The organism is Bacillus sp. FJAT-50079 (genome assembly GCF_018343515.1).
GTDB lineage: Bacteria > Bacillota > Bacilli > Bacillales > Bacillaceae_C > Lederbergia.
In genome coordinates this window covers 394,419-418,421 of record NZ_JAGYPD010000003.1, presented here as the reverse complement: position 1 = coordinate 418,421, position 24,003 = coordinate 394,419, and the positions used below count along the sequence as shown (strand labels likewise).

The window sequence follows — 24,003 nt, the reverse complement described above, 5'->3', positions numbered from 1 at the left end:
AGGAATAAAAAATACCGCTATCCCTTGAAATAGCGGTTCAATCATGCATTTTATAAAAACATACTCATATTCATTAGTGTAATCACAGACTGATCTGGAATAATTGTTCGTGCAGCTATTTTCCATTCGCCGTTTACTTTTCTAATCACGTCATTTCGCTCTCCGAATAGCTCCTCCGTTTGATGACCTGATCCGCGGCTTCGTTTAAATAAAAAGTAGCTTCTCACCTCATACTCGTCAGAAAGTGAGCTAGCTTTCACCATAATATTTGAAATGAAATGCCGCTGACGGGTTGCAGGATTTTCCACCCAAGCAGACTTCGTATACAACCGCTTTACTCGGGTTGTCATGGCCGCTTTTGATTCATCAAAAAATGCCATATCCTCCGATATATTATTTGCCCCTACTCCCTCTACCGTTTCTCTTAACGGCATGCGGTATTTTATGTCATCTGTTAATAAATCGAGCCATTCATTGTATTGGCCATGATCCAAATAGTAGGCTTCTAAATAAAGGAAATTTGTAATTTCAAAGTACAATTCCGCTGTAATTTGAACACCTACTTCGGAATTCATTTGATCACCTCCTCTTCAAACATACCTGCTGAAATGAGCTCCAGCCAATTTTCATGCATGCTTCTCGAAATTGCATCCAAATATGTTGTTGGGTAAGCCTTGCCTGGACCAGGGAAATTCTCATCTGGTTCTACACGATTGAAACCCATTAAATAATTGCTTACACTATTATAATTTAAATGCTTATCTCGCATCATTAGACCTTTGCTTACTTCCACTATTCTCGACCAAGTTTCTGTATCATCCTGCTCCAAAGTACCAGAAGGACCGAAAGAACCTAAGTATCCTTTGTACGCCGCTTCCTTATATTCTTCAGGTGCAGCTTTATCGATTAAAAACCAGCTCCATACTTCTACTTGCTCTGGAGATATCGGCCGCCACATCCGAAAATTCAAGTAATTGTGCAAGTCTCCTTCCGTACCATGAATCGGACTAACAAACGAGAGATTCGGGTACACTCCTCCAACAAAAACGGTAACTTTTGATAACACATGTAATTGCTCCGGCGTTAAGTTTTCCTTAAACATTGGCCACATCGATTCCGGCATTCCTTGAAAAGGAACTCTTGCTTCTCCTGTTTTTGAAGTAATCACATTAATCCCGTGACCGTTATCTAATACGATTTGGTGCCCGTATCCCGCATACAACGGATCCGACGGACTTATCCCTAATTCGACTGTCGATCGATGGGTTGTCTGTACATGGTAAGGGTCGGCAGCAAAGTTTTCAGCCGTTGCTTTCCAATTCGCCTTTGCGACCCAACGCTGGGGAAGACCCCTTACTTCCATTCCTCCATCACTTCTGCCTAATAAAATATCAAAATACCATTTCATATCTCCTAAATATTCTTCTAGCGGCATGGCATGATGATCTAAACTAGCAAAAATCATCCCACGATACATTCCAACTTGAGGAATTGGCCTAAGCCCCCACTCAGACTTATCCATTTCTTCACCGTACACTTTATTGCCCGCTACAATGCCAATTAAATCACCATCGAGGTTGTAACTCCAACCATGGTAAGGACATGTAAAAACTTTTTTATTGCCTCGATCCGCAGTGCATAATTGCGTTCCACGGTGTGTGCAGGAATTCAAAAATGCTTTGATTTCTCCATTTCTATTTTTTAATAACAAAACGGGATCATTCGCCATCCAGCGCGTTACGTAACTCCCCGGTCCCTTTAGCTCCGTTTCATGTGCCAAAAACTGCCACGTCCGTCCATATATCTTTTCAATCTCCAAATCAAATATATCAGGATCCGTAAGCACCCATTGGGGCAGCAACCCCTCACTCATTTTCTCTTTTAGAAGATGAAAAGCCTTCTTATCTATCGTTTTTTTTATCATTGCCATCAACCTCCTTCAACTAAGAATTCACTTAATTAAACTTGGTAAAAACGTTACGATCTCAGGAAAAATAACAAGAATAATCGTAAATGCGATCATCGTGAAGATTGCGGGAATAACCCCTTTAAAGATTTTTTCAATCGGAACATCTTTTACCACTCCGCTAATAATGTAAACACTAAGTCCGAGTGGTGGTGTCAGAACACCAACATTCAAGACCATAACCATAATAATTCCAAACCAGAGGCCGTCAAAGCCTAACTGGGTAATGAGCGGATATACAATCGGCAGTGTTAGAACCATGATTGCAATTCCTTCTAAAAACATTCCTAATATAAAGTAAACGATGAGAATAAGCGCCATAATTACATACGGAGAAACATCAAGCGATGCAACCGAACCTGTTAAATACATTGGGATTTTACTCAATGCCAAAAATTTGCCAAAAAGCGAGGCACCAATCAATATTAAAAAGAGCATTACTGTTAATCTTAATGTCTCATCTAATGAAGAAAACAACTTTTTAAAATTAAGTTTTTTAGTAAATAAAGTTAATAAGAAGGCACCTATTGCTCCAATCCCCCCAGCTTCACTAGGCGTGAAAATCCCGAAATAAATACCGCCGATACTTATAATAAAAATAAGTAAAAACGGCCATATGCTTTTTAATGAAAGAAACCTTTCTGATAGGGAAAATACTTCTTTTCTCCTCGGAGCTATTGATGGGTCTAAGCGCACTTGGATATTAATCATCATCATAAAAAGGATTGTCATAATAATCCCAGGTATAAGCCCGCCAATTAATAAAGGACCAATCGGCTCAGATGTTAAAGCACCATATAAAATAAGAATGACGCTCGGTGGAATTAAGATTCCCAAGGTCCCGCCAGCAGCAACGGCCGCTGTTGAAAATGTCGTTTTGTATTTATATTCGTTCATTTCCGGAATCGCGATTTTTGCCAAGGTCGCAGTAGTAGCATTCGTTGATCCTGAAATCGATGCAAAAATCGAGCTGGCTCCAACAGTTGCAATGGCAAGACCTCCACGAAAATGGCCAATCCACTTATCGACCGCATTAAATAAGTCTTTTCCCAAGCCTGTATTAGACATAAACATTCCCATTAAAATAAACAAAGGAATGACACTTAAACCGTAATTATTTGAAGTTCCAAATGCTGAAGTACCTAATTGCGCTAAACCGACATTAATATCGGATAATAAAGCAACTCCAAGAAATCCTACTAAAAATAACGAAAGTCCGACAGATACCTTCAACATAAGTAAGACAAGCAAGAGAATGATTCCGATCACACCGATTATTTCAGGACTCATGCCCATGCACCACCTTGAGAATGAATTTTAATGAATGTAATAAATAGGTGAGTGCAAAAACAAATGCCCCTAATACAGTAGCACCGACAAATATATAAAGGGGTAATCCTAAATCTCCACTTGTCTCATGCCCCATCCAAATTCTTTTCCCAAACTCAAATAATTGCCAAGTCGTTAACGAAACTAAAATAAATAAAAGAAAAGATGTAAATGCATACAGACCGTCTTGGAGTTTTTCAGGAAATTTATTTGTTAGAAAGTCTATCTCGATATGATCTCCCTTTATTTGAGCTGTTCCAAGACTGAAGAAAATAATGATCGCAAGCGCTAAACCAGTCAGTTCATACGTACCGGTAATGGGCTTGTTAAATAGATTCCTGCCAATTACATCAGCTGTAGTCAGCAACATAAGGAAAAATAGGAGACCACTCGAAATTTTATGAAGAATATTGTTTAACATTAACGTAATTTTCTCCAAGCCATTTGTTATTTTGAGCAAAAAGGAGGTTTTGTTGAGAGCTGGAGCCCTCAACAAAACATGATCCTGTTGAACATCTTGAATCTCTTGCTTCATTGGTCATCACCTCTCTTGTGATCTACCTATTTTTCATTAATGAACTTAATCGTTTCATCGTAAATTTTTTGTCCATCAATGCCCTTTTTCTCCATCTCTGAGAGCCAGTTTTCTGCCACTCCAGTAGATACATCTTTAAATTTTTGCAGTTCGGCATCAGGCAATTCAATAAATTCAGTACCGCCATCCTTTGCTTCTTTCTCCGCAAGCTCCTTTTGTCTGTCAAATGCTTCTCCGGATTTTTGAGCCATCGGGACTCCGATTAATTCCTCGATCTTCTTTTGATCGTCCGGAGAAATCTTATCCCAGCTCGATTTATTCATGGCAACATAAAATATACTTGTATTAAAATTCCCTAAGGTAACATAGTCCACTACATCAAACAAGTTAAAATCTTTAATCGCCGCTACCGGAAGAACCCCGCCATCAATAACCCCTTTTTGAATAGAATCATATATTTCTGGTGCTGGCAAGGAAACCGGGGTGGCTCCCCAAGACTTAATCATTTCTCCCGCTTCAACCGATGGAGTTCGTAATTTTAGTCCCTTTACATCATCAAAGCTTCTTACAGCTTTTCCTTTTGTAATAATTGCATAAGGATCAGCAGCATGAATCCACAAAAGTTTTATATCGTCATATTCCTTCTGAATTTCAGGGAAGGTATCGTATAATTTCTGAGCAACAACACTTAGCTCCTCACCCGTCCCGTCCGCTAGAAATGGTAATTGAAGAACAGAATGTATAGGAAATTTCCCTGCATTATAACCTTGCAGCCCCCAGCCAATATCCATGATTCCCGTCATAATATTATCATAAGTATCCTTTGGTCCTCCTAAAGCCCCACCCGGATAGATTTGAAACGTAACACGGCTATCAGTTGCCTTTTCAGCATCATCACTAAACGGTGCTAATGACCATTTATCCTGAACATGGTCAGGCGAGTTCATATGCCCTATTTTAAATTCAATAGAATTTCCGTCTGCTGAATTGTCTTTACTTCCTCCAGCCGAATCATTCGAACATGCACTAAAAAGGAGCAGCAAACAAAGCAACATTCCTGCAAACGATCGATTAATCCATTTTCTGCCCATAAAATACGACCTCCCTCATATTTTTAACCCCCTTTTAAATAAAGCGCTTTCATTTTTTCATAAAAATGGGGCGTTATCATCATCCCTCCTTTCGTTTATTTGCTAAACGATCACTTATACATTATCCCTTATATAATTCAACTACAATATCGCTATTTCACTATCAGCAACAAGGGTAACTATTTTATTTTACATATTCGAAATCGAAGCAAAATCATATTCCTTTTTCTGATGATCATTCCCCCACTGCAAAGGCAAACCAACATAATTTTCTGCAAGGCTTTCTGAAGCTGCGCGAGATGAAGTAACATAATCAAGTTCTGCCAATTGGATGCGGTATTCAAAAGTGCTATGATCAAAATTTCTATGTAGCATGGTCGTCATCCACTTAGAGAATCTTTGGGCTTTCCAAACTCGTCGCAAACAAATATCAGAATATCGATTGATTAGTTCTTCTTTTCCACCTTGATAAAATTCTATAAAAGCCTGCGTTAATACACGTATATCTGAAATAGCCAAATTCAATCCTTTCGCACCCGTTGGTGGTACAATATGAGCTGCATCACCTGCAAGGAACAAGCGGCCATATTGCATCGTTTCACAAACAAAGCTTCTCATCGTGACAATGTTTTTTTGGAAAATTTCCCCTTCTTTTATTTTCCAGCCGTCATCTGTTTGAGTGCGCAAAGTTAATTCACTCCAAATACGATCATCCGACCATTCTTCCATTCGATCATTTGGATTAACTTGTAAGTAGTGGCGTTGAACGGAAGGTGACCTTGTACTTAGTAAAGCAAAGCCGCGTTCATGGGACGCATAAATTAATTCAGGGTGAACTGGAGGTGTTTTCGTTAAAATTCCAAGCCAGCCAAACGGATATTCCTTTATATGCTCTTTACGAATACTTTCTGGAATAGCTTTTCGGCTTGGTCCATGAAACCCATCACATCCTGCAATAAAGTCACACTCAATTTCCTCACGGACACCTTTATGTGAAAATCCTATTTTCGGTGAATTACTATGAATCTCATTCAAACATACATCTGAAACGTCAAATAATATTTTCCCGCCTGCTTTCATTCGAGCCTCTAGTAAATCCTTAACAACTTCATGCTGGGCATAAAGCATAATCTTTTTACCATCTGTCAAATCATGCATATTAATTCTATGTCTTTTCCTATTAAATTGGAGTTCAATGCCATGATGGATTTGCCCTTCTTTCATCATTCGGTTTCCAACACCGGTTGCATTCAATAAATCGACCGTCCCTTGCTCCAAAACACCGGCACGAATTCTCCCTTCAATCTCTTCTCGACTTCGCTTTTCTATAATAATAGATTCGATCCCTTGCAAATGTAGCATATGAGCCAGCATAAGTCCTGCCGGCCCAGCTCCGATGATCCCAACTTGCGTTCGCATCGCCATACCTCCTCGCTGCATTGCATGTCATTTTTCGTTAATTTGCGCATTCTTCTTCCTTTGTTTCATCTACATGAGAAACTGGGTTATTTTCAAATGTGATGAGCGCATTCCAGCTGCCTGACGATTGGCCGTCTGCCAAATATTTAGGCTCAGTACCATCCTCAAGCATGCTAATCAACATAGCTAAATGTCTGCCACCGGATTCCACTCCCGCCAATCTCGCATACTGAGGAAGCATTTCATATGCGGATTGATAATCTTTATTCATAATGAATTCTATAAATTGCTTATCCATCGCATGTTCAGATACAGTAGGCATATTTTCTCGTCCCCGAACTAATCGATGGGATAAGGCGCCACTGGAAAGGAATATGATCTTTTTTTCACTTTCTCGTAACACTTTGGCAATTTTCTGCCCCCATGTATAGGTTTCTTCAAGGGAGGCAGCCAATGTGACAGATAAATTAATAACCGGGATATCTTCTTTTGGAACGAGATAACGCAGAGGCACAACTGTTCCATAATCCCATATATAGTATGGATCATTAACGCCTTGTACTTGAAGCCCTGCATCTTGACCGGCTTTCACAAGCTCCTGTGCCAATTGCTCATCACCAGGATAATAATAAGGTACTTCCTTAATTAAATCAGGTGCTTCGAACGAAGTTAATATCCCTTTGTGAACAGGTGTACCGTCCACATAGTGAAAGAAAGTACTTGGCCAATGGCAAGAAACGATGACAATCACATCCGGTTTAATATGTTCAATTTGTTTAGCCACCTGCTTCATAGCTGTTACAATATCTTGTTGGAAGTCTGGAACTTGATCTTCATGACAAATACTCGGGACATGAGGAACGAGCATACTCAATTCAATAGTCATTGGAATCTGAACCTCCTAATAAAATTTATTTTGTTTTAGCAATTTCAGAAATCGGTGTACCAGCCTTCCCCCAATGCGTTTTCGGAATTTCTGTAACGAGGACTCGTATATTTTCTGCTGGGGCATCCAATGTCTCAGAGACCGTTTTCGTAATATTATGAATCACTTCAGCAACCTTCTCTTTCGGTCTACCTTCTATCAATTGAACATGAATAATCGGCATAAAAAGCCTCCTTTCGTTTGAACATCGCTCCGTTTCACTACCTATTCAGCAACCGTAAATATGACTTCACCCAATCCATCAAATTTCCCACTAACAATATCTCCTTTTTCCAATAAAACCGCACCCGTTAAGGCACCTGATAAAATCACATCTCCCTTGCGAATTTTATCTCCTTTTCTGGCAAGCATATTTGCCAGCATTGCGATCGCATTGGCAGGATGGCCGAGAACCGCAGCTCCCGCTCCTAATTCCTTAATCTTTCCGTTGATAGAAAGAGTCGCACCAACTAAATCGAGCTCAAGCTGGTCAGGTTTCTTAATACTCGTTCCAAATACGACCCTAGAAGTTGAAGCATTGTCTGCAACAACATCTGGAAGGGTGAAATTAAAGTTTTCATAACGGCTATCAATGATTTCTAATGCCGGGAGAACGGATTCGGTTTTCGCTAACACTTGCGCACCCGTTACACCAGGACCCTCAATATCCCCGCCAATGACAAAAGCAATTTCCGCCTCCACCTTCGGATGAATCAGATCTTGTAAAGAAACAATCCCGCCATTTTCAATGAGCATATAATCAAACACATATCCATAGATCGGTTCATTTACATTCATTTGCTTCATTTTTGCGTTACTTGTTAATCCCATTTTCGGCCCGACAATTTTATTACCTTCTACTAGTTTTATAGATACGATTTCTTCTTGAATAAGGTAGCCTTCTTCCACCGATAAATCTGGTTTCAGTTTCGCGGTAACTTTCTCAACCTCTCGCTTTTCAATCTCAGCATCAACCAAATAGCTGGCAATTTCTTTTATTTGTTTTTCATCCACTATCAATTCCCCCTTTACACACCCGATCCTGCCTTTTTCCTAGAAAGCTCAGCGGCGACATCCATAATCATATCTTCCTGGCCACCAACTGCATTTCTTTTCCCTACTTCTATTAAAATTGTTCGCGAATCGATATCAAACATCCGCGCGGCACGCTGAGCGTGTAAAATGAAGCTTGAATATACACCGGCATATCCTAACACGAGTCCATCTCTCGTAATTTCCTGAGGTTTTTCTAAAATGGGGGCAACTAATTCTTCGGCTACATCCATCATTTTAAACACATCAATTCCTGTACGAATGTTTAGTTTATCAAGGACAGCAACCGCTACTTCCGTCTGCGTGTTTCCCGCACCCGCTCCGAGACAGCGAACACTTCCGTCTATTCGAGTAGCCCCCTCTTCAATCGCAGCTAATGTGTTTGCCATCGCTAATGACAAATTATTATGTGCATGAAATCCAACGTGAATGCCGAGATTATCTCGCAGGGCACGTATCCTTTCCTTCACTTCATGTGGAAGCAATGCTCCTGCAGAGTCAACAACATATACTGTATCTGCCCCATAGCTTTCCATTAGTTTTGCCTGTTCAACAAGCTTTTCAGGTGGCGCCATATGAGACATCATTAAAAATCCAACGGTTTCTAAACCGAGTTCTTTTGCCAACGCAATATGTTGCCGCGATACATCGGCCTCAGTCACATGGGTCGCAATTCTTGCCATTTTTGCTCCTAATCGAGCGGCCTCCTTTAACTCCGGCATCGTTCCGATCCCTGGCAATAGAAGGACGGCAATTTTTGCCTGCTTAACGACAGATGCCGCTGCTTCAATAAGTTCTAGCTCATTTGTCAATGACAGGCCATATTGTAAAGAAGAGCCTCCAAGCCCATCGCCATGCGATACTTCAATGTATGGGACATTAGCCTCGTCTAAGCCTTTCGCTATACTTACTACTTGATCAACGGTAAATTGATGGCTAATTGCATGGCTCCCATCTCTTAAAGCGACTTCTGTTATATAAACGTCTCTCGTTTGATCCATCTTTTTCACCCCTTTTTTAAACCATAACTTTGGAAACTTTATGCTTCGCCCACTCCTCAGCCACTTTCACTGCCGCAGCTGTCATAATGTCGAGGTTACCAGAATAGACAGGTAAATAATCACCTGCACCTTCCACTTCAAGAAAAACAGTTACGTTGCTACCATCAATAATTGGATCTTGTCTTAGTCTGTAACCTGGTACATACGCTCGAACCTGCTTTTCCATTTTTTTAATAGAAGCAAAAATTTCTTCTTGCTTCGCTTCCTTGCCTTCAATGATGATATGAATCGTATTTCTCATAAGTATTGGAGGTTCCGCTGGATTTAAAATAATGATCGCTTTCCCTTTTTTCGCTCCGCCAATTTTTTCTATTCCTCGGGCGGTTGTTTGAGTAAATTCATCGATATTCGCTCTCGTGCTAGGTCCCGCACTTTTACTAGAAATCGTTGCAACAATCTCGGCGTATTCCACTTGTTGCACTCGGTTGATTGCATGAACAATCGGGATCGTTGCTTGCCCGCCACATGTAATAAGATTAATATTTTCAGCATCCATATGTGCGCCAAGATTTACGGGTGGCACAACGAGCGGACCAATGGCAGCCGGTGTTAAATCTAGCACCTGTTTCCCAGCTTCCTTTAGTAACTTCGCATGCCTACTATGCGCTTTTGCAGAAGTTGCATCAAAGACAATATCCGCAAGCTCTGGTTTTTCCAAGAAACCATCAATACCTGAATCGATCGTTTCGTATCCTAGTTCCCGAGCTTTTTTTAATCCATCTGATTGTGCATCAATCCCAATCACTGCCGTTAATTCCAAAATGGGAGATCTGCCTAATTTCAACATTAAATCCGTTCCGATGTTCCCTGATCCTAAAATGGCCACTTTTACTTTACTCATCATTTTCCCCCTTTCGTTTTTAGAAGTGAACGCTCACTTGTCCTAAATGTGCAAAACGAGCGGTGAAGGAATCTCCTTCTGCCGCATCCACTGCCGCAGATAGAGCACCAGACAAAATGACTTCCCCGGCACGAAGCGGAATATCAAAATCAGCCAATCGATTGGCAAGCCATGCTACACAATGAACAGGATTACCAAGGGCTGCTGCACCTACGCCAGTATTGACAACCTTGCCATTTTTCATTAACACCATTCCAATTAACTCAAGATCGACATCCTCAATTTTTGTTGGTTTCCCGCCAAGTACATAAAACGCTGAGGAAGCATTGTCAGCAATCGTGTCCGGAAGCTGAATCTTCCAATCCTTTATTCGACTATCTACAATTTCAATTGCAGGCAGAATATAATCGGTAGCTCGAATGACATCAAGTGCTGTCACGTTCGGTCCTCGTAAATCCTTTTTTAAAATAAACGCAATTTCAGCTTCGACCTTCGGCTGAAGCACATTCTGCATCTGGACAGCGCCTCCATTTTCAACAACCATACTATCTAGTAAATGACCGTAATCAGGCTCATCTACCCCAAGCAATGCTTGCATTGCTTTTGATGTTAACCCGATTTTTTTTCCGACAATTTTCTGGCCCTGGGCCACTTTTCTTTCAATATTTTCTAATTGTATATCGTAGGCTTCATGAATAGAGAGCATCGGTTCTATTGAGGTAATAGGCGACATGCCAATCCGACTCTCCTCCGCTTCGGCCAATTGATTTGCAAATTGTATCGTCTTATTTGACAAGCTTCCCCATCCCTTTCCTACAATTTGATTGTTATATTTGATAGTTCCGAATAAAAATCAATGCTATGCATCCCTCCCGTTCTTCCTATTCCACTATTTTTCATGCCTCCAAATGGCGTTCTTAAATCGCGAAGGAACCATGTATTTACCCAAATAATCCCTGCTTCAATTTGATGAGCCACGCGATGAGCCCGCCTTAAATCATTTGTCCAGATCGTTGCACTAAGCCCATAATGTGTATCATTGGCCTGCATAATCACTTCTTCCTCTGTATCAAATGGGATGACCGTTACGACAGGCCCAAAGATTTCTTCACGAACACAGCGGGAATTCCGATCCAATCCAGTTATAATTGTCGGTTCTAAATAATAGCCTTTTTCAAATCCTTCTGGACGTCGCCCACCTGTTAAAATCGTTGCCCCATCCTCACGTGCAATCTCAAGATAGCTGTTCACACGATCATAATGCTCTTTACTTATCAAAGCACCAACATTCGTTTCTGTATCGTATGGATCTCCAACCTTTAGTCCCTTTGTCTTTTTAGTAAATTGCTCTAAAAATTGATTATAGGCAGGTCTTTCCACATAAATTCGCGAGCCGCATAAGCACACTTCTCCTTGATTAATAAAACTAGATCTTACGGTCGTCTCTATCACTTCATCCAGATCCGAGTCTGCAAATATAATATTCGGGTTCTTTCCACCTAGCTCATAAGAAAGCTTTTTCAATGAATCTGCCGCTGATTTCATAATAGCTGACCCAGTCCCCGGCTCACCGATAAAAGAAATGGCATCGATATCCGGATGTTCAGCAATTGCACCGCCAGCGGAATTCGGTCCAAATCCATGGACAAGATTGACAACACCATCCGGAACACCTGCTTCTTTAATAATCTCCATTAGGACAGTTGCAGTCATTGGTGTCCATTCTGCTGGTTTAACGATAGCAGTATTACCCATCCCTAAGCATGGGGCCAATTTCCAAGTTAATAATAAAAGAGGCAAATTCCACGGTTTAATGATGCCCACGACCCCAACCGGCCTGCGATGCGTATAGTGAAGGGCTTGCTGATCTTGCTGGTATGCATCAGTTCCAACAGATGTGATATAATCCGCAAAAAAGTGAAAATTATATGCTGCCCTTGGAATATCGATTGTGTTGGCGAGTGAGAATGGTTTGCCGGTATCTAAACATTCCAAATGAGCAAGCTCCTCTTGCCTCTCAAGAATTAAATCACCAATTCTCCGAAGTATTTTAGAACGTTCCTGGAGTGTCATAGATTTCCATGGTCCATCTAAGGCTCTCCTAGCAGCAGCTACCGCAAAGTCTACTTCTTTTTTTCCTCCCTCAGCCACAGTTCCCAATACTTCTTCAGTTGCCGGATTAATATTTTCAAAGAAAGATTGGTTTTGAGATTCAACAAACTGCCCATTTATAAAATGCAGGCAATCTATTGCTTGTATTTTTGTTTTCGTTTGCATGAAACATCCTCCCTTGATGATTGGTTTTATTTTCTAAATATTAAGTTAACACTTATAAATTGCGTATACAACGTCACTGTTGCTTCAGAAGCAACAAAGGGAAATAATTTTCAAGAAAAAAGAAAACAAGGCGGGACTTCACCTTGTTTTCTACACATATGCTTAAGCAATTGTCTCTTCACCTTGTTTTGCCTCCACATTCTGTTTTGATATTTCTTCAATTAACTCCTCCGTATTCATCACTCTTCCAAAGACTTTTTTTATAATCGTTAATGTTGCTTTTTGTGACTCTTCATCCAGTCCTCCGTTTGCATCGCTAACCATCAACACTTTATAATCTCTCATAAACGCACTGCGCGCAGTAGATTCACAACAAATATTTGTAACTGTACCAATAATAATAACGGTATCGACTGTATTCATACCGCGAATATTGTTAATCACTGTTTCAAGGGAAGTGTTGTGGAAAGCATCATAGCGATGCTTTTCAATGACCGTCTCATTAGGCTGGGGAGCAAGCGCATCTATGATCTGAACACCGTATGTCCCTTTCCGCAAACCCGTCGTTTGCAGCTTCGGATTATAAGCCGTTTCCAATGCAGAAATCTCTGTATGATCCCATAATGTATGTTGAGAATAGATTATCGGTATATTTTCTTCGCGGCAACGTTGCACAATGCGCTGCATATTAGGCAATAACTCCCTCGCCATAGGGACTTCCATAGGAGCTCCTTCATTTACAAAATCATTTTGCATATCAATGACTAACAAAACCGCTTTATTTGCATCAAAAGTCCAAGGCATTCGATTCCATCTCCTCTTCATATTTTTATTTCACTTGCACCATTACTCTGAAATGTAAGACGGCAAATCATTCCTAGCAAAGGAGATGAAAGCATCTTAGCTGTCGTAGCATATCTCCCTATACCAAATATGAATTCAGCGATTCCCTTATTTTTTATTGGATGAGTTCATCTTCTTAGACAAAGTAAATTTTCCTAGCACCCGATCGTAAAAGCGCTTACATCATTCTATTTGTTTTATATTTTGCTCCGCTCCTACGGCGATCACCGGCTGAGGTACTTGAAGTTTTTGCAGTTTGATTGGCGCGGTTTCTTTAATACCAAGTGCAATGAAAGCCGCGATTAAAGCACCCGCAAAAGCAATATAGAGAGGAGCTTCTAATCCCCATGCATCTGCGGCAATTCCTGCGATTATTGGCATAATTGCGCCACCAAATATTTCCCCAACAAGTTGCGTGACAGAAATCGCACTAGCAGCTAAGATTGCTGGCATTGATTCGCCTGGAATAATAGCCATAAATAATGGGAAGCACGCCTGTCCAACAGCAGTTAGGAAACCGAGCAGCATCATAACAGCAAGTGATCCCTGTATTAATGCCAAAACGAGCGGCGAAAGACATGCAATTAAACTAAAAATAATTAACGTTGGTTTTCTTCCAATTTTATCGGAGATGGCTGGACCTCCAAATCCCCATACAAATGAACCAAATCCAAGCGCAGCCATAATCAATCCCATTTCTCCAGCCGTGTATCCTTTGGAAGTAAGATATACCGGAGCAAAAGTTGTAAATACGAATAACCATGTCATGAAAACAATCGAGATCAATGTGCATAATAATGTATTGCGATTTTTATAAATTTCAATATATTCCTGTTTCGTAATCTTTTTTCGTTTTTGCCCTTTCTCTGCTTCCATATTTTTCGGCTCGCGCATGTACTTAGCAAGTAGAAGAAACATGATCAATCCAGGAATACCAGCGATATAAAATGCCCATTGCCAAGATAGCTGGGTTGCAATGGCTACAACAATAATTGGGGTTAACGTTGAGCCAATCAGCCCGACTGAGCTTTGCATGAAGCCAGCATTAAACCCGCGACGTTTTGGAGTTGATTCCGCCAAAACTGTAGCCTGCGCAATCGGCAGCACTGGGCCTTCCGCTAGCCCCATTGCACCGCGAACAAACATCATACTCCAAAGATTGCCTACCATTCCAGATAAAAACGAGCAGAGCGAAAATATTAATGTTGCAGGAAGAAGCACTTTTCTCTTGGACCCAATCACATCGGATAGCGCACTAAACACCCATCCCGATAGCGCCCAAGTAACGGCAAGGACAGATACGATCATTCCTAAATCCGCATTCGTTAAATTTAAATCTGGTCCAATAAACGGGAATAAGAACACGATACTTAATCTTTCCATAAAAACAATCCCAAACGTAAAGAACATCATAAGAACAATAGCATTTTCATACCGAAAAAACGATTGCTTTAGTGGATCCTTCATCAATAATCACTTCCTTTTCTTTTTTTTTGAAAAATTGCACTGCTACATGTATTATTTTTCTACCGCGATAGTCACTTCCCGTGGCGTTCCATAAACCCAATAAGACTCTGTAAATCCTGCTCCAATTCCCCTTGCGGAAACCGTCTCCAAATCATCCCAAACAACCGGTTTCCAAGCGGGATCAAAAATCAAATAGCCCGCATCTCCAAACAATTCCACACGATTTCCTCCTGGCTCATACACATATAAACAGTGCGCTTGGCTGATCGAATGCTTTCTCGGTCCTAATTCTATGAAAATATCATTTTCCTTACATAAATCGGCAATATCATAAAGATGTTGCGGGGTCCCATACCAATAACAAATGTGATGAAATCTTCCCTGTAAACCAGTAGGATCATTCATAAACGCCGTTTCGTGAACAAGATTGGAAACACTGAGCCATGTGCCAAGGATATAGCCAGACTCGTCAACTATTTTCTCAGTCAAACGGAATCCTAATGTGTCCATCATAAATTTCGAATTTTTTTCTGGGTTAGATGCCATCAAGTTAATATGATCAATTCGGCGAACTGGAACACCTCGATTTGGCCGCTTTGAAGCGCGATTCAAAAGCACAGTTTTCTGCTCTTCCGACACCTCGTTATATTCGACATCCCATAATATTTCCATAAGATGTCCATCAGGAGTCGTAAACTGATAGGCTGGACCATGCCCAAGATCACCTTCTATCCATCCAATCCCTAAACCACTTTCCTTTATGGCGTTGACCCTACGTACCAATGCTTGTGGGGAGGTCGCTCGCCAACTAGCATGTCCAAGCCCTGCCTGATGATCTTCCGTTATTTTTAAAGTGTGATGATAATGATCTTCATATGCTCTAAGATAAACCGATTGCCCTGCACGTCCCGTCACTTCCATACCTAGCAGTTGAGTGAAAAAATTTACCGTTTCTTCTGGCTTAGGCGAAAAAATCTCCACATGGGCTAGTTGTGCAACATCAAAAATGGGTTCTTCAAAACGACCAACCATTTCTACTTCTTGGGGCGATTTGTATGAAAAGACTGGTTTATACTTTTGCACGTTTATTTTCCCTCCTACTATTGATTTTGCAACTTCTTACCCAAAAGCCAGTAATCATTCCGGAATAATCGGCAATAAAAGATAGGAATTTCTTTCCCCTCCCGTATAAATTGTGACCCCCCGTCCGTAAATTTCTGGCGGCCGATTGTTCGTGTCGTTATGTAAAAATGGTCCGCATCCTCGGGACGGGTAACGATGAAATTTTCTCGTTTCCTCCTTGATTTCACCTCCATACTCATAATCTTTTCCTCCAATCGTAAGTGCCAACCGATACCCCTTAGGGATTACGATAGATGTTGGCCATATCTCTATATCCAATTCATAGATTTTTCCAGGTTCAAGGAGATTAATCTCCCTATGTGTATAATATGGACGATATGGTAAAGTTTTTTCCTCATCCAGTTTACGATGTGAAGCACGTAACCATCCTTGAGCTACCGGAGTATGTGCGTCCATAGCTCCTCGAAAAATTACTTCCTCATCTGTTGGAGAAAAGAGACGTAAGGTTAAAAAAAGATCAGCGTCCGTTGTTTCTGAGCTTATAAAAAGTTTAGCCGCAAGCGGACCCGTTATTTCAATCTCTTCCTCCATTTTCGGCGCGACGAAGGTAACGCTTTCATTCAATGCCATATAAGTCGCTGATGCAGCAAGTTGTGGAGCATCTTTTTTCAAAACATTCTCGCCTGCATCTAAGAAATACTTCGTCCATTTTGTTCTCGGTATTGGCCACTCAGCTTCAGTACGCTCAACAAATTGATTATTAATATGCCTAACCTGAATACGTACTCTAGGCTCTTTGTCCCAATCGTTTTTTTCATCCTTTAGGAAATAATCAAAAAATCGTTTTTGCAATTCTACTCCATACGGCGTATAAAAATGAGTCCAATGCTCTAATCCGTGAACCTCGAGCCATTTCTGCTCAGACGCCGCTTGCAAATACCCTTCTATATTTCCCCGTAGATGTAAACCTTGTCCACCCCAGTTGGCCGCTGAGAGAAACGGCACTGTTACCTTCGACCAATCAACCTTGGTCTCCTCATAATATTCATCAAAAAGGGGATGGGCTTTTACATCAGCTACAACATCCTTCCGATTTCGATAAAGCTCCTCTTCTGAAAAAGTTGCTGGACCTGCAATTGATTCCCATGTATTCGGGTTTTTCCTAGCTCGACTTCCATATCCATGCTGCATAGGCAATTGTCTAGGAACCCAGCTATCAAGGAATGTACATCTAATGCCTCCATGGTAGAAAAGTTCTCGATACCAATCAGACGTTCCCTCCCACGGAATCATTGCTTTTAAGTGTGGTGGTTGCATTGCAGCTACCAGCCACTGATTTGCCGCGTAATAAGATATACCTAATAATCCAATGTTGCCGTTACTCCAAGACTGAATAGCTGCCCATTCAATACATTCATAAAAATCATGAATTTCCTTTTTTGACCAGAATTCCTGAATCCCTTCAGACCAACCTGCCCCACGAGAATCAACCCGAATGATTGCATATCCATGAGGAACCCACCTCTCTGGGTCAGTCGCTTCCCAGTTTTGGTATTTATTCGTCGTATCTTCCATAATCTCCGGGAAATCCTCGACCATCCGGTTCCATTGACCTTCGTATCCTTCCTGAAAAGATTGCCCTTTTGCATAAGGACCGTAGTTCATAATTGTTGGATAAGCCCCTTTCTCAATTGGAAGAAATACATCCGCTCGCAACACGTTTCCGTCCTTCATCGTAATCGGGACTTGCCACATAATACGCATACCATCAACTACTTCTATCCGCATAAATCGATCTTTCACTTGTTTCAGCACCCTGTCCCTCCTTTTTTTCTATAAAGGTTTAACAATTTAAAGTAGGATTTCAATATGAAACTATCCGTGAGCCACCTCCCGAATTAAATTTACTATCTTTTCGCAATATTAGAATATCAACGAATCTTTTCCCCCACAACCTTATTGTTGCGCTAGGTGAAACGAACTAAAAATAATTTTCCTCCATTAAACTCATAACATTTAAAATATTCAGCATACTACTATTGACAATTTCCACCTTTGCTGTCTAATATAGGGCAACTATGTTTTTCCTAATGAAACACAAATTGAGAGGAGGAGAAGTCGTTTGCCGACAAAAAAGCAAGGAGGAAATCAATTATCGTCAGTAAGAAATGCTCTAAGAATTTTACGGAGTTTTTCAATGGATGAGCCCGAGAAAAAAGTGAGCGATTTATCACAGTCGCTTGGAATCAATAAAAGTACAGTAAGCAGAACAATGGCGACTTTAGCAAATGAAGGCTTTGTATTTAAAGATCCCGAAACACAAAAATATAGACTTGGTTTATCGATCGTTTCATTAGGCGGTGTTGTTAATAGTACGATGGATATATATAAGGAGTCGATGCCTGTCTTAAATAAGCTCGTGGAAACGAGCGGGGAAACGAGCCATATATCCATTTTAGATAATTATGAAGTGATATATTTGCAAAAAGTGGAATGTAACCATCCGGTACGTTTTTTAACACATGTCGGAAAAAGAAATCCAACCTATTGTACTAGCTCAGGGAAAATATTGCTCGCTTACTCTAATGACGATGTAACCGAAACCATCATTCAAAAAGGACTGCAACCATTCACCAAAAACACCATTACCGATCCACAGAAACTTCGTCAACATTTACGACAAATACGAAAAAATGGTTACACTTTCAGTATCGAAGAATTCACCGAAGGAGTAAACTCAGTCGCTGCACCTGTTTATAATTACAAAGGTCAGGTAGTTGCTGCTCTATCCGTCGTCGGTCCTAAACAACGAATATATGGCGATAAACTTCAGAGAATCGCCAAACAAGTTATGCAAGCAAGTGCTGATGTTTCAAGTCGATTAGGCTATTGGAATTAAAAGAAAAGGGGCAAATAATGATGCATGATTTCCATACACATTTCATTCCAAATGATGTGTTAACTTGGCTAAAAGACAATCAGAAAAAAGCAAATGCAAAATGGACGAAGAAAGAGTCAGCAACAAATGAATTTTTAATCGTCAATGAGAAATGGGGATTTGAGCTTAAACAAACGTTTATCGACTTGTCTTTGTACAAAGAAGAACAGGGAAAGGCTGGAATTACGCATTCTTTGATCTCACCAATTCCGCAGCTTTTTATGTATGATGCTGAACTCTCACTTACAAATGAGCTTTCACAAGTATATAATAATGCACTGTCCCAAATCACTGAATCTTCATATGATCTTTTTTCGGCACTTGGCACCGTTCCCCTTCAGCATCCGGAGAAGGCTGCTATGATATTACAAGACGTGATGAAAAGTGGATTAAACGGAGTAGTTATTGGACCGGGATTACCTGGACATATGTTATCAGATGACTTTTTTAAACCGTTTTTTGAGGAAGCAAACAAGTTAAAAGCGATTGTATTTATTCATCCACTTTTAAGCGAAGATCCTCGGCTAAAAAGAAGAATGATGCCCAATTTAATAGGAGTCCCCTGGGAGACGACTGTTTGTGCAACAGATTTATTATTGAGTGGATTCATAGATACATATCCAAATGTAAAACTATTATTTGCCCATGGAGGCGGGTTCCTTCCTTATCAACTAGGAAGGATGGATAAAGGATTTGAACAATGGAAAGCAGTTTCTGCCAATTTACAAGCACCACCAAGCGAGTATGCAAAGCGATTTTGGTATGACAACGTCCTATGGAATGAAGACAGCATCGATTTTTTAGTAAAAACGGTCGGCGCAGAGCGAGTCGTTCCTGGATCTGATTTCCCTTTTGATTTAGCTCAATGGCCGCCAAAAATTGGCGATAAAAAAGCGATTCAAACACTGTTATTCGAATAAAATATTTTTGTTGAAATTGCGTCTAGAGCAACAGTAACCTATACGCTCGGCTGAAAGAACTTTATATTTAAGATACTAGCTACTTAGACAAGCCCAATTAAAATGACAGCGCTACCAATAAATGAAAGGAGTATTTACATGCAAAATTATCAAGAGGTAAAATCCAGTTTACTCTCCCAGTGTAAAAATGTATTAAACAAAAGCTATATTAATGGTATATGGACAGAAGGAAACAGTGATCGGACTTATGACATTGTGAACCCTTATGACCGTTCTGTCATTTCGTCTGTAAAATTGGCGACTGCTGAACAAGTAGAAGATACATTTGAATTAGCAAATAATGCACAAAAAACATGGGGACAAACTTCCGCAGATGAAAGAAAAGCAGTTCTCCGGAAGGCAATGGAGTACTTTACCGTGAATCGTGAAGAAATCATTGAATTACTCGTTCACGAAACAGGCGGCACGATATTAAAATCTAGTGTTGAACTACATCTTGCAATGGAATTTTTGGAGGAATCGATCAAATACGCAGATGAACTCGAAAAAGTACGGGAAGTTTCGGGCACTGCCGAAAAAACTCATCACATTCATCGGCTGCCGCTTGGGGTCATTTCATCGATATCCCCTTTCAACTTTCCGTTAAACTTGTCCATGCGAACGATCGCACCCGCGATTGCTTTAGGAAACAGTGTTGTTCATAAGCCCGACATTCAAGTAGCCTTTTCAGGCGGCTCTATTATTGCAAAAGCGTTCGAATATGCCGGTCTACCTAACGGGGTGCTAAATGTTGTATTGACTGATATTCCAGAGATTGGTGACAGTATGTTAACAAATAAACATACGAAATTAATCGGTTTTACCGGATCTTCAGCAGTTGGCCGCCATATTGGCGCGCTTGCGGGAAGGAATTTAAAGCGGGTTGCGCTTGAGCTAGGAGGAAATAGTCCATTTATTGTATTATCAGACGCTAATGTTGAACAAGCGGTTAATGCGGCGATTTTTGGCAAGTTTATTCATCAAGGGCAAATTTGCATGATTATTAATAGAATCATTGTTAACGAGAATGTATATGACCAATTTATAGAAGCTTTCATTGAACGAGCGAAGTCATTAACATACGGGGACCCAAGTGATCCAAATACAATTATCGGTCCATTAATAAATGAAACACAGATTGAAAAAGCTTTGAGCTATATTGAAAGAGCAAAGCAACAAGGAGCAACTGTTGCCCTTGAAGGACAGCGTATTGGAAATGTACTAACCCCATACGTAATTACGGATGTAGACAACTCCAGTCCATTAGCACAAACCGAATTATTTGCCCCGATCGCAACGATTATTAAAGCAGAATCTGATGAAGAAGCCATTCAAATTGCCAATGACACGGAATATGGTTTAAGTTCCTCCATTTTTACTAGCGATCTGCAACGCGGACAAACTTTAGCATTGCAAATAGAAAGCGGCATGACACATATTAACGACCAAACGGTTAATGATGCTCCAAATATTCCTTTCGGCGGAACAAAAGCTAGCGGCTTAGGACGATTTGGAAATCCGTGGGTCGTGGAGGAATTTACAGAGACAAAATGGGTATCGATTCAAACAGTGGATAGGAAATATCCTTTTTAAAGGGAAGGGAAAAACCGGGGAATATTGCCCGGTTTTTTCTTTGGGCGGTTGATTAATAAATTCATCACTTAGTGGACGTGTTGATATTTAACCACTTTTAAATATTTTGATCTAAGATGATTTTCATGGAAGTGGCTGACACTGCGGGATTTTAACATCATATTGGTTTCAAAACGGCTGTTATAACAAAAACACGCTCACTTTAAAGAAGTGTCGTGCTTTAATTTCATTGTTCATATTAACTAACTATATGTTCTATTTGAGATTCATCTTTTTTAGCCGCATCAATCATAAGAAAAACAGCTGTAAGTATGTGCATAATCATCCCTACAAATGGAATCCATGCGATACAAGACGTAATAATACCTAAGATGCTGCCTATCGATGCACCGCCATCACGTTTCGTTAAAATTAAGGTCACAATATGTAAAATTAACATAATTACTAAAGGAGTCCATAAAAACCCGATGACAATCAGTCCTCCCAGTATCGGGATTCCTAAAAGGGCTTCTAATCCTCCGCTGATCCATTTAAGAATACGAGATACAGACATATTTTCACCACCTTACTTTTTCTTACATTATAAATATACCGTATTCATTGTGTTAATGATAGACTTACATTTTTTAAGTATGGGGCAAATCGAAAAGGGAGAGCCTTAACGCCCTCCCATATCAAATTATATATGAAATTTTTGAACTTCTTTTAATAAAGCATGAGCACTCTCTGTTAATTCATCGGATAGCTCGGTAATTCTTGCAATCGCTTCTGTTTGTTCGATTGTAGATGCAGAAACTTCTTCAGTAGAAGCAGCACTTTCTTCCGCCACTGCTGCAACATCTGAAATGACATCTGAAATACTTGATGCGTCTGTATTTAATTGATCCGCTGATGTAGCTACTCCGTGGATCTGAACGACAATTCCTTCCATAGATTGCTTAATTTTATGGAAAGTGGCTTTCGTTTCGTTGACAGCCGTTTCTTGTTTCGTCGCCACATCGATCGCCGCTTTAACTTCATTCACACTCTTCAAGCTCGCTTGTTGAATTTCTTTAAGTAATTCAATGATATTCTCACTTGAACCCGCTGATTGTTCAGCTAATTTCCTAACTTCTTCTGCCACTACCGCAAACCCTTTTCCATGCTCACCAGCACGGGCGGCTTCAATCGCAGCATTCAAAGCGAGTAGATTCGTTTGCGCCGCAATATTATGGATCACTCCTACGATTTCTTCAATTCTTTGAGATTTTTCTACTAATAATTCAATCGAGTTACTAACTCCAACCGTTGTGTCCTTGCCTTTCATTGACAATACTACTTGATTAGCAACAATTTCTTCTCCATCTTTGACCGCATCATTTGCTTCATCGATCATCTGGACGGTTTCTTCCACACTTTCGGAAATCCGCTGGACAGATTGTGTCATGCTTGCAACCATTTCTGATCCATTATAAACGGATTGGGCTTGATCGGTTGCCCCATTCGCAAGCTCTTCAATGGCCGTCGAGATTTGTTCAGAAATTTTCCCGGTCGTTTCTGCATGGTTGGATACATCCTTTGCCGTTGCTCCGACACTGTCTGCCGAATGAGCGACTTGTTGAATGAGTCCTCTAATATTATCTGCCATTGTGTTAAATGAAGACCCTAGCATTGCCATTTCATCTTTTCCTTTTACATCTACATGGGCGGTTAAATCACCTAGTGACATTTCTTGAGTTGTTTGCTGTAATCTAGCAAGTGGTCTACTCAATCCCGTTGCAATTACATATGCTAAAATGACGATAAGAATGAGAACACCTAAACTGATGTACACATATTGATTCCGTAAATCGCTTAGTTCCTTATAAGCCGCACTCTTCGGTACAGAAGCACCGATAATCCATCCCGTGCTGGAAATCTCTTTAAACATAATCAAACGATCTTCATTCTCGACGTTAAACTCTTTTTGACCAGACTTATTCGTTAACATCGTCGTCGCTACTTCTTTAAAAGTCGCATCAGTTGTTAAATTTGTATTAACCAATTCTTCATTTGGATGGCTAAGAACGGTCCCATGCTTATCAATTAGAAACGCATAGCCCTTCCCATCTAAATTTATTTTTTGAATCGCCTCAGTAATGGTCTCTAACGACACCTCTCCAGCGATTACTCCCTCAAATTTCCCCTGATTATTTAATAAAGGTACACCAATGGAGACGGTATATGTATTATTTACCTTTTCTAAATATGGATCTGAATAATGGAGCTTCCCCGACTTTTCAACCTCTTCATACCACGGTCTTGTCGTTACATCATAATCGCTATCTGGCACCCAACCGGATCCATCAATAAACGTATTGTCTGAAAAGCCTACAAAAAGTGCAGAAATATTCTTTGCATTCGATTCTTTTTGATACGCCCGTAAATGCGATTCCTTTAACTCTTCTTTTGGAACTGCATCCTCGATCACCGTTCCGATCGTCTCTACTACTTTTGTATTCGCATCAATCCAGCCATTTAACTCATTTGCGACTGTATCAACAGTACCCGTTAGCTGTGCATCAATTTTTTGGGTCGCCTGTTTTTCCACACTTCTAAGACCCAAAATTGTGAGCGGAAGCATAGTAACCATCGCTAAAACAAT

At 40.4% G+C, this 24,003-nt stretch carries 22 protein-coding genes and 1 pseudogene; 3 read left to right on the top strand and 20 right to left on the bottom strand.

Annotation, left to right across the window (positions count from 1 at the left end; all coding sequences use genetic code 11):
* Nucleotides 1–50 precede the first annotated feature (50 nt).
* The 17 genes from KHA95_RS09630 to KHA95_RS09550 form a co-directional block, all read right to left on the bottom strand.
* Nucleotides 51–575: an aromatic-ring-hydroxylating dioxygenase subunit beta gene (locus KHA95_RS09630; RefSeq protein ID WP_213137281.1), complete on the bottom strand. Its 525-nt coding sequence runs from the start codon at nucleotides 573–575 to the stop codon at nucleotides 51–53.
* A complete protein-coding gene (locus KHA95_RS09625; protein WP_213137280.1) occupies nucleotides 572–1,924 on the bottom strand; it encodes an aromatic ring-hydroxylating oxygenase subunit alpha in 1,353 nt (450 codons plus the stop codon). The genes KHA95_RS09630 and KHA95_RS09625 overlap by 4 nt, the downstream gene beginning before the upstream one ends.
* A 27-nt stretch (nucleotides 1,925–1,951) precedes the next feature.
* Nucleotides 1,952–3,256, bottom strand: a complete 1,305-nt coding sequence (locus KHA95_RS09620; RefSeq protein ID WP_213137279.1) for a TRAP transporter large permease — start codon at nucleotides 3,254–3,256, stop codon at nucleotides 1,952–1,954.
* Nucleotides 3,246–3,830 (bottom strand): TRAP transporter small permease, encoded by a 585-nt coding sequence (locus tag KHA95_RS09615; protein WP_213137278.1) that lies wholly within the window; start codon nucleotides 3,828–3,830, stop codon nucleotides 3,246–3,248. Before KHA95_RS09615 ends, KHA95_RS09620 begins: the two co-directional genes overlap by 11 nt.
* 26 nt (nucleotides 3,831–3,856) lie before the next feature.
* Nucleotides 3,857–4,921: a TRAP transporter substrate-binding protein gene (locus KHA95_RS09610; RefSeq protein ID WP_213137277.1), complete on the bottom strand. Its 1,065-nt coding sequence runs from the start codon at nucleotides 4,919–4,921 to the stop codon at nucleotides 3,857–3,859.
* 189 nt (nucleotides 4,922–5,110) lie between these two features.
* Nucleotides 5,111–6,340: a 4-hydroxybenzoate 3-monooxygenase gene (gene pobA, locus KHA95_RS09605; protein ID WP_213137276.1), complete on the bottom strand. Its 1,230-nt coding sequence runs from the start codon at nucleotides 6,338–6,340 to the stop codon at nucleotides 5,111–5,113.
* A 37-nt stretch (nucleotides 6,341–6,377) separates the two neighbouring features.
* A complete protein-coding gene (locus KHA95_RS09600) occupies nucleotides 6,378–7,226 on the bottom strand; it encodes a DODA-type extradiol aromatic ring-opening family dioxygenase (protein ID WP_213137275.1) in 849 nt (282 codons plus the stop codon).
* Nucleotides 7,227–7,251: 25 nt separating this feature from the next.
* Nucleotides 7,252–7,494, bottom strand: coding sequence for a 4-oxalocrotonate tautomerase (locus tag KHA95_RS09595; RefSeq protein WP_349305463.1), 243 nt, complete (start codon nucleotides 7,492–7,494; stop codon nucleotides 7,252–7,254).
* On the bottom strand, nucleotides 7,491–8,282 hold the full coding sequence (locus KHA95_RS09590) for a 2-keto-4-pentenoate hydratase (protein WP_481748434.1): 792 nt from the start codon (nucleotides 8,280–8,282) through the stop codon (nucleotides 7,491–7,493). The genes KHA95_RS09595 and KHA95_RS09590 overlap by 4 nt, the downstream gene beginning before the upstream one ends.
* A gap of 11 nt (nucleotides 8,283–8,293) precedes the next feature.
* Entirely contained in the window at nucleotides 8,294–9,319 is a 1,026-nt protein-coding gene (gene dmpG / locus KHA95_RS09585) for a 4-hydroxy-2-oxovalerate aldolase (protein WP_213137272.1), read from the bottom strand.
* Between the two features lie 16 nt (nucleotides 9,320–9,335).
* A complete protein-coding gene (locus tag KHA95_RS09580) occupies nucleotides 9,336–10,220 on the bottom strand; it encodes an acetaldehyde dehydrogenase (acetylating) (RefSeq protein ID WP_213137271.1) in 885 nt (294 codons plus the stop codon).
* Nucleotides 10,221–10,239: 19 nt separating this feature from the next.
* Nucleotides 10,240–10,953 carry a 2-keto-4-pentenoate hydratase gene (locus tag KHA95_RS09575; protein WP_213137533.1) on the bottom strand — a complete coding sequence of 238 codons (714 nt, stop codon included), beginning with the start codon at nucleotides 10,951–10,953 and terminating at the stop codon, nucleotides 10,240–10,242.
* An 80-nt stretch (nucleotides 10,954–11,033) separates the two neighbouring features.
* On the bottom strand, nucleotides 11,034–12,497 hold the full coding sequence (locus tag KHA95_RS09570) for an aldehyde dehydrogenase (protein WP_213137270.1): 1,464 nt from the start codon (nucleotides 12,495–12,497) through the stop codon (nucleotides 11,034–11,036).
* 162 nt (nucleotides 12,498–12,659) lie between these two features.
* Complete coding sequence (locus KHA95_RS09565; protein ID WP_213137269.1) at nucleotides 12,660–13,301, bottom strand: isochorismatase family protein; 642 nt, start codon at nucleotides 13,299–13,301, stop codon at nucleotides 12,660–12,662.
* 222 nt (nucleotides 13,302–13,523) lie between these two features.
* Nucleotides 13,524–14,807, bottom strand: a complete 1,284-nt coding sequence (locus KHA95_RS09560) for an MFS transporter (protein WP_213137268.1) — start codon at nucleotides 14,805–14,807, stop codon at nucleotides 13,524–13,526.
* A 51-nt stretch (nucleotides 14,808–14,858) separates the two neighbouring features.
* The gene (locus KHA95_RS09555; RefSeq protein WP_481748425.1) at nucleotides 14,859–15,890 is read right to left on the bottom strand and encodes a catechol 2,3-dioxygenase; all 1,032 of its coding nucleotides are present in this window, start codon (nucleotides 15,888–15,890) and stop codon (nucleotides 14,859–14,861) included.
* Nucleotides 15,891–15,944: 54 nt separating this feature from the next.
* Nucleotides 15,945–17,705 (bottom strand): CocE/NonD family hydrolase, encoded by a 1,761-nt coding sequence (locus tag KHA95_RS09550; RefSeq protein ID WP_213137267.1) that lies wholly within the window; start codon nucleotides 17,703–17,705, stop codon nucleotides 15,945–15,947.
* A gap of 307 nt (nucleotides 17,706–18,012) precedes the next feature.
* Here KHA95_RS09550 and KHA95_RS09545 point away from each other — a divergent pair, with 307 nt between their 5' ends.
* The 3 genes from KHA95_RS09545 to KHA95_RS09535 all read left to right on the top strand — a co-directional run bounded on the left by KHA95_RS09545 (nucleotide 18,013) and on the right by KHA95_RS09535 (nucleotide 21,380).
* The gene (locus KHA95_RS09545; protein WP_249316742.1) at nucleotides 18,013–18,789 is read left to right on the top strand and encodes an IclR family transcriptional regulator; all 777 of its coding nucleotides are present in this window, start codon (nucleotides 18,013–18,015) and stop codon (nucleotides 18,787–18,789) included.
* A gap of 20 nt (nucleotides 18,790–18,809) precedes the next feature.
* A complete protein-coding gene (locus KHA95_RS09540; protein ID WP_213137530.1) occupies nucleotides 18,810–19,748 on the top strand; it encodes an amidohydrolase family protein in 939 nt (312 codons plus the stop codon).
* Between the two features lie 138 nt (nucleotides 19,749–19,886).
* Nucleotides 19,887–21,380 carry an aldehyde dehydrogenase family protein gene (locus tag KHA95_RS09535; RefSeq protein WP_213137266.1) on the top strand — a complete coding sequence of 498 codons (1,494 nt, stop codon included), beginning with the start codon at nucleotides 19,887–19,889 and terminating at the stop codon, nucleotides 21,378–21,380.
* A 238-nt stretch (nucleotides 21,381–21,618) separates the two neighbouring features.
* Here KHA95_RS09535 and KHA95_RS09530 read toward each other — a convergent pair whose 3' ends face one another.
* The 3 genes and pseudogenes from KHA95_RS09530 to KHA95_RS23350 form a co-directional block, all read right to left on the bottom strand.
* Nucleotides 21,619–21,933 carry a hypothetical protein gene (locus KHA95_RS09530; RefSeq protein ID WP_213137265.1) on the bottom strand — a complete coding sequence of 105 codons (315 nt, stop codon included), beginning with the start codon at nucleotides 21,931–21,933 and terminating at the stop codon, nucleotides 21,619–21,621.
* A gap of 126 nt (nucleotides 21,934–22,059) precedes the next feature.
* Nucleotides 22,060–23,007: a methyl-accepting chemotaxis protein gene (locus KHA95_RS23355; protein WP_481748433.1), complete on the bottom strand. Its 948-nt coding sequence runs from the start codon at nucleotides 23,005–23,007 to the stop codon at nucleotides 22,060–22,062.
* Nucleotides 23,002–23,982, bottom strand: a pseudogene (locus KHA95_RS23350) (HAMP domain-containing protein); the annotation flags it as partial. The pseudogene KHA95_RS23350 and the gene KHA95_RS23355, both read right to left, overlap by 6 nt.
* Nucleotides 23,983–24,003 lie beyond the last annotated feature (21 nt).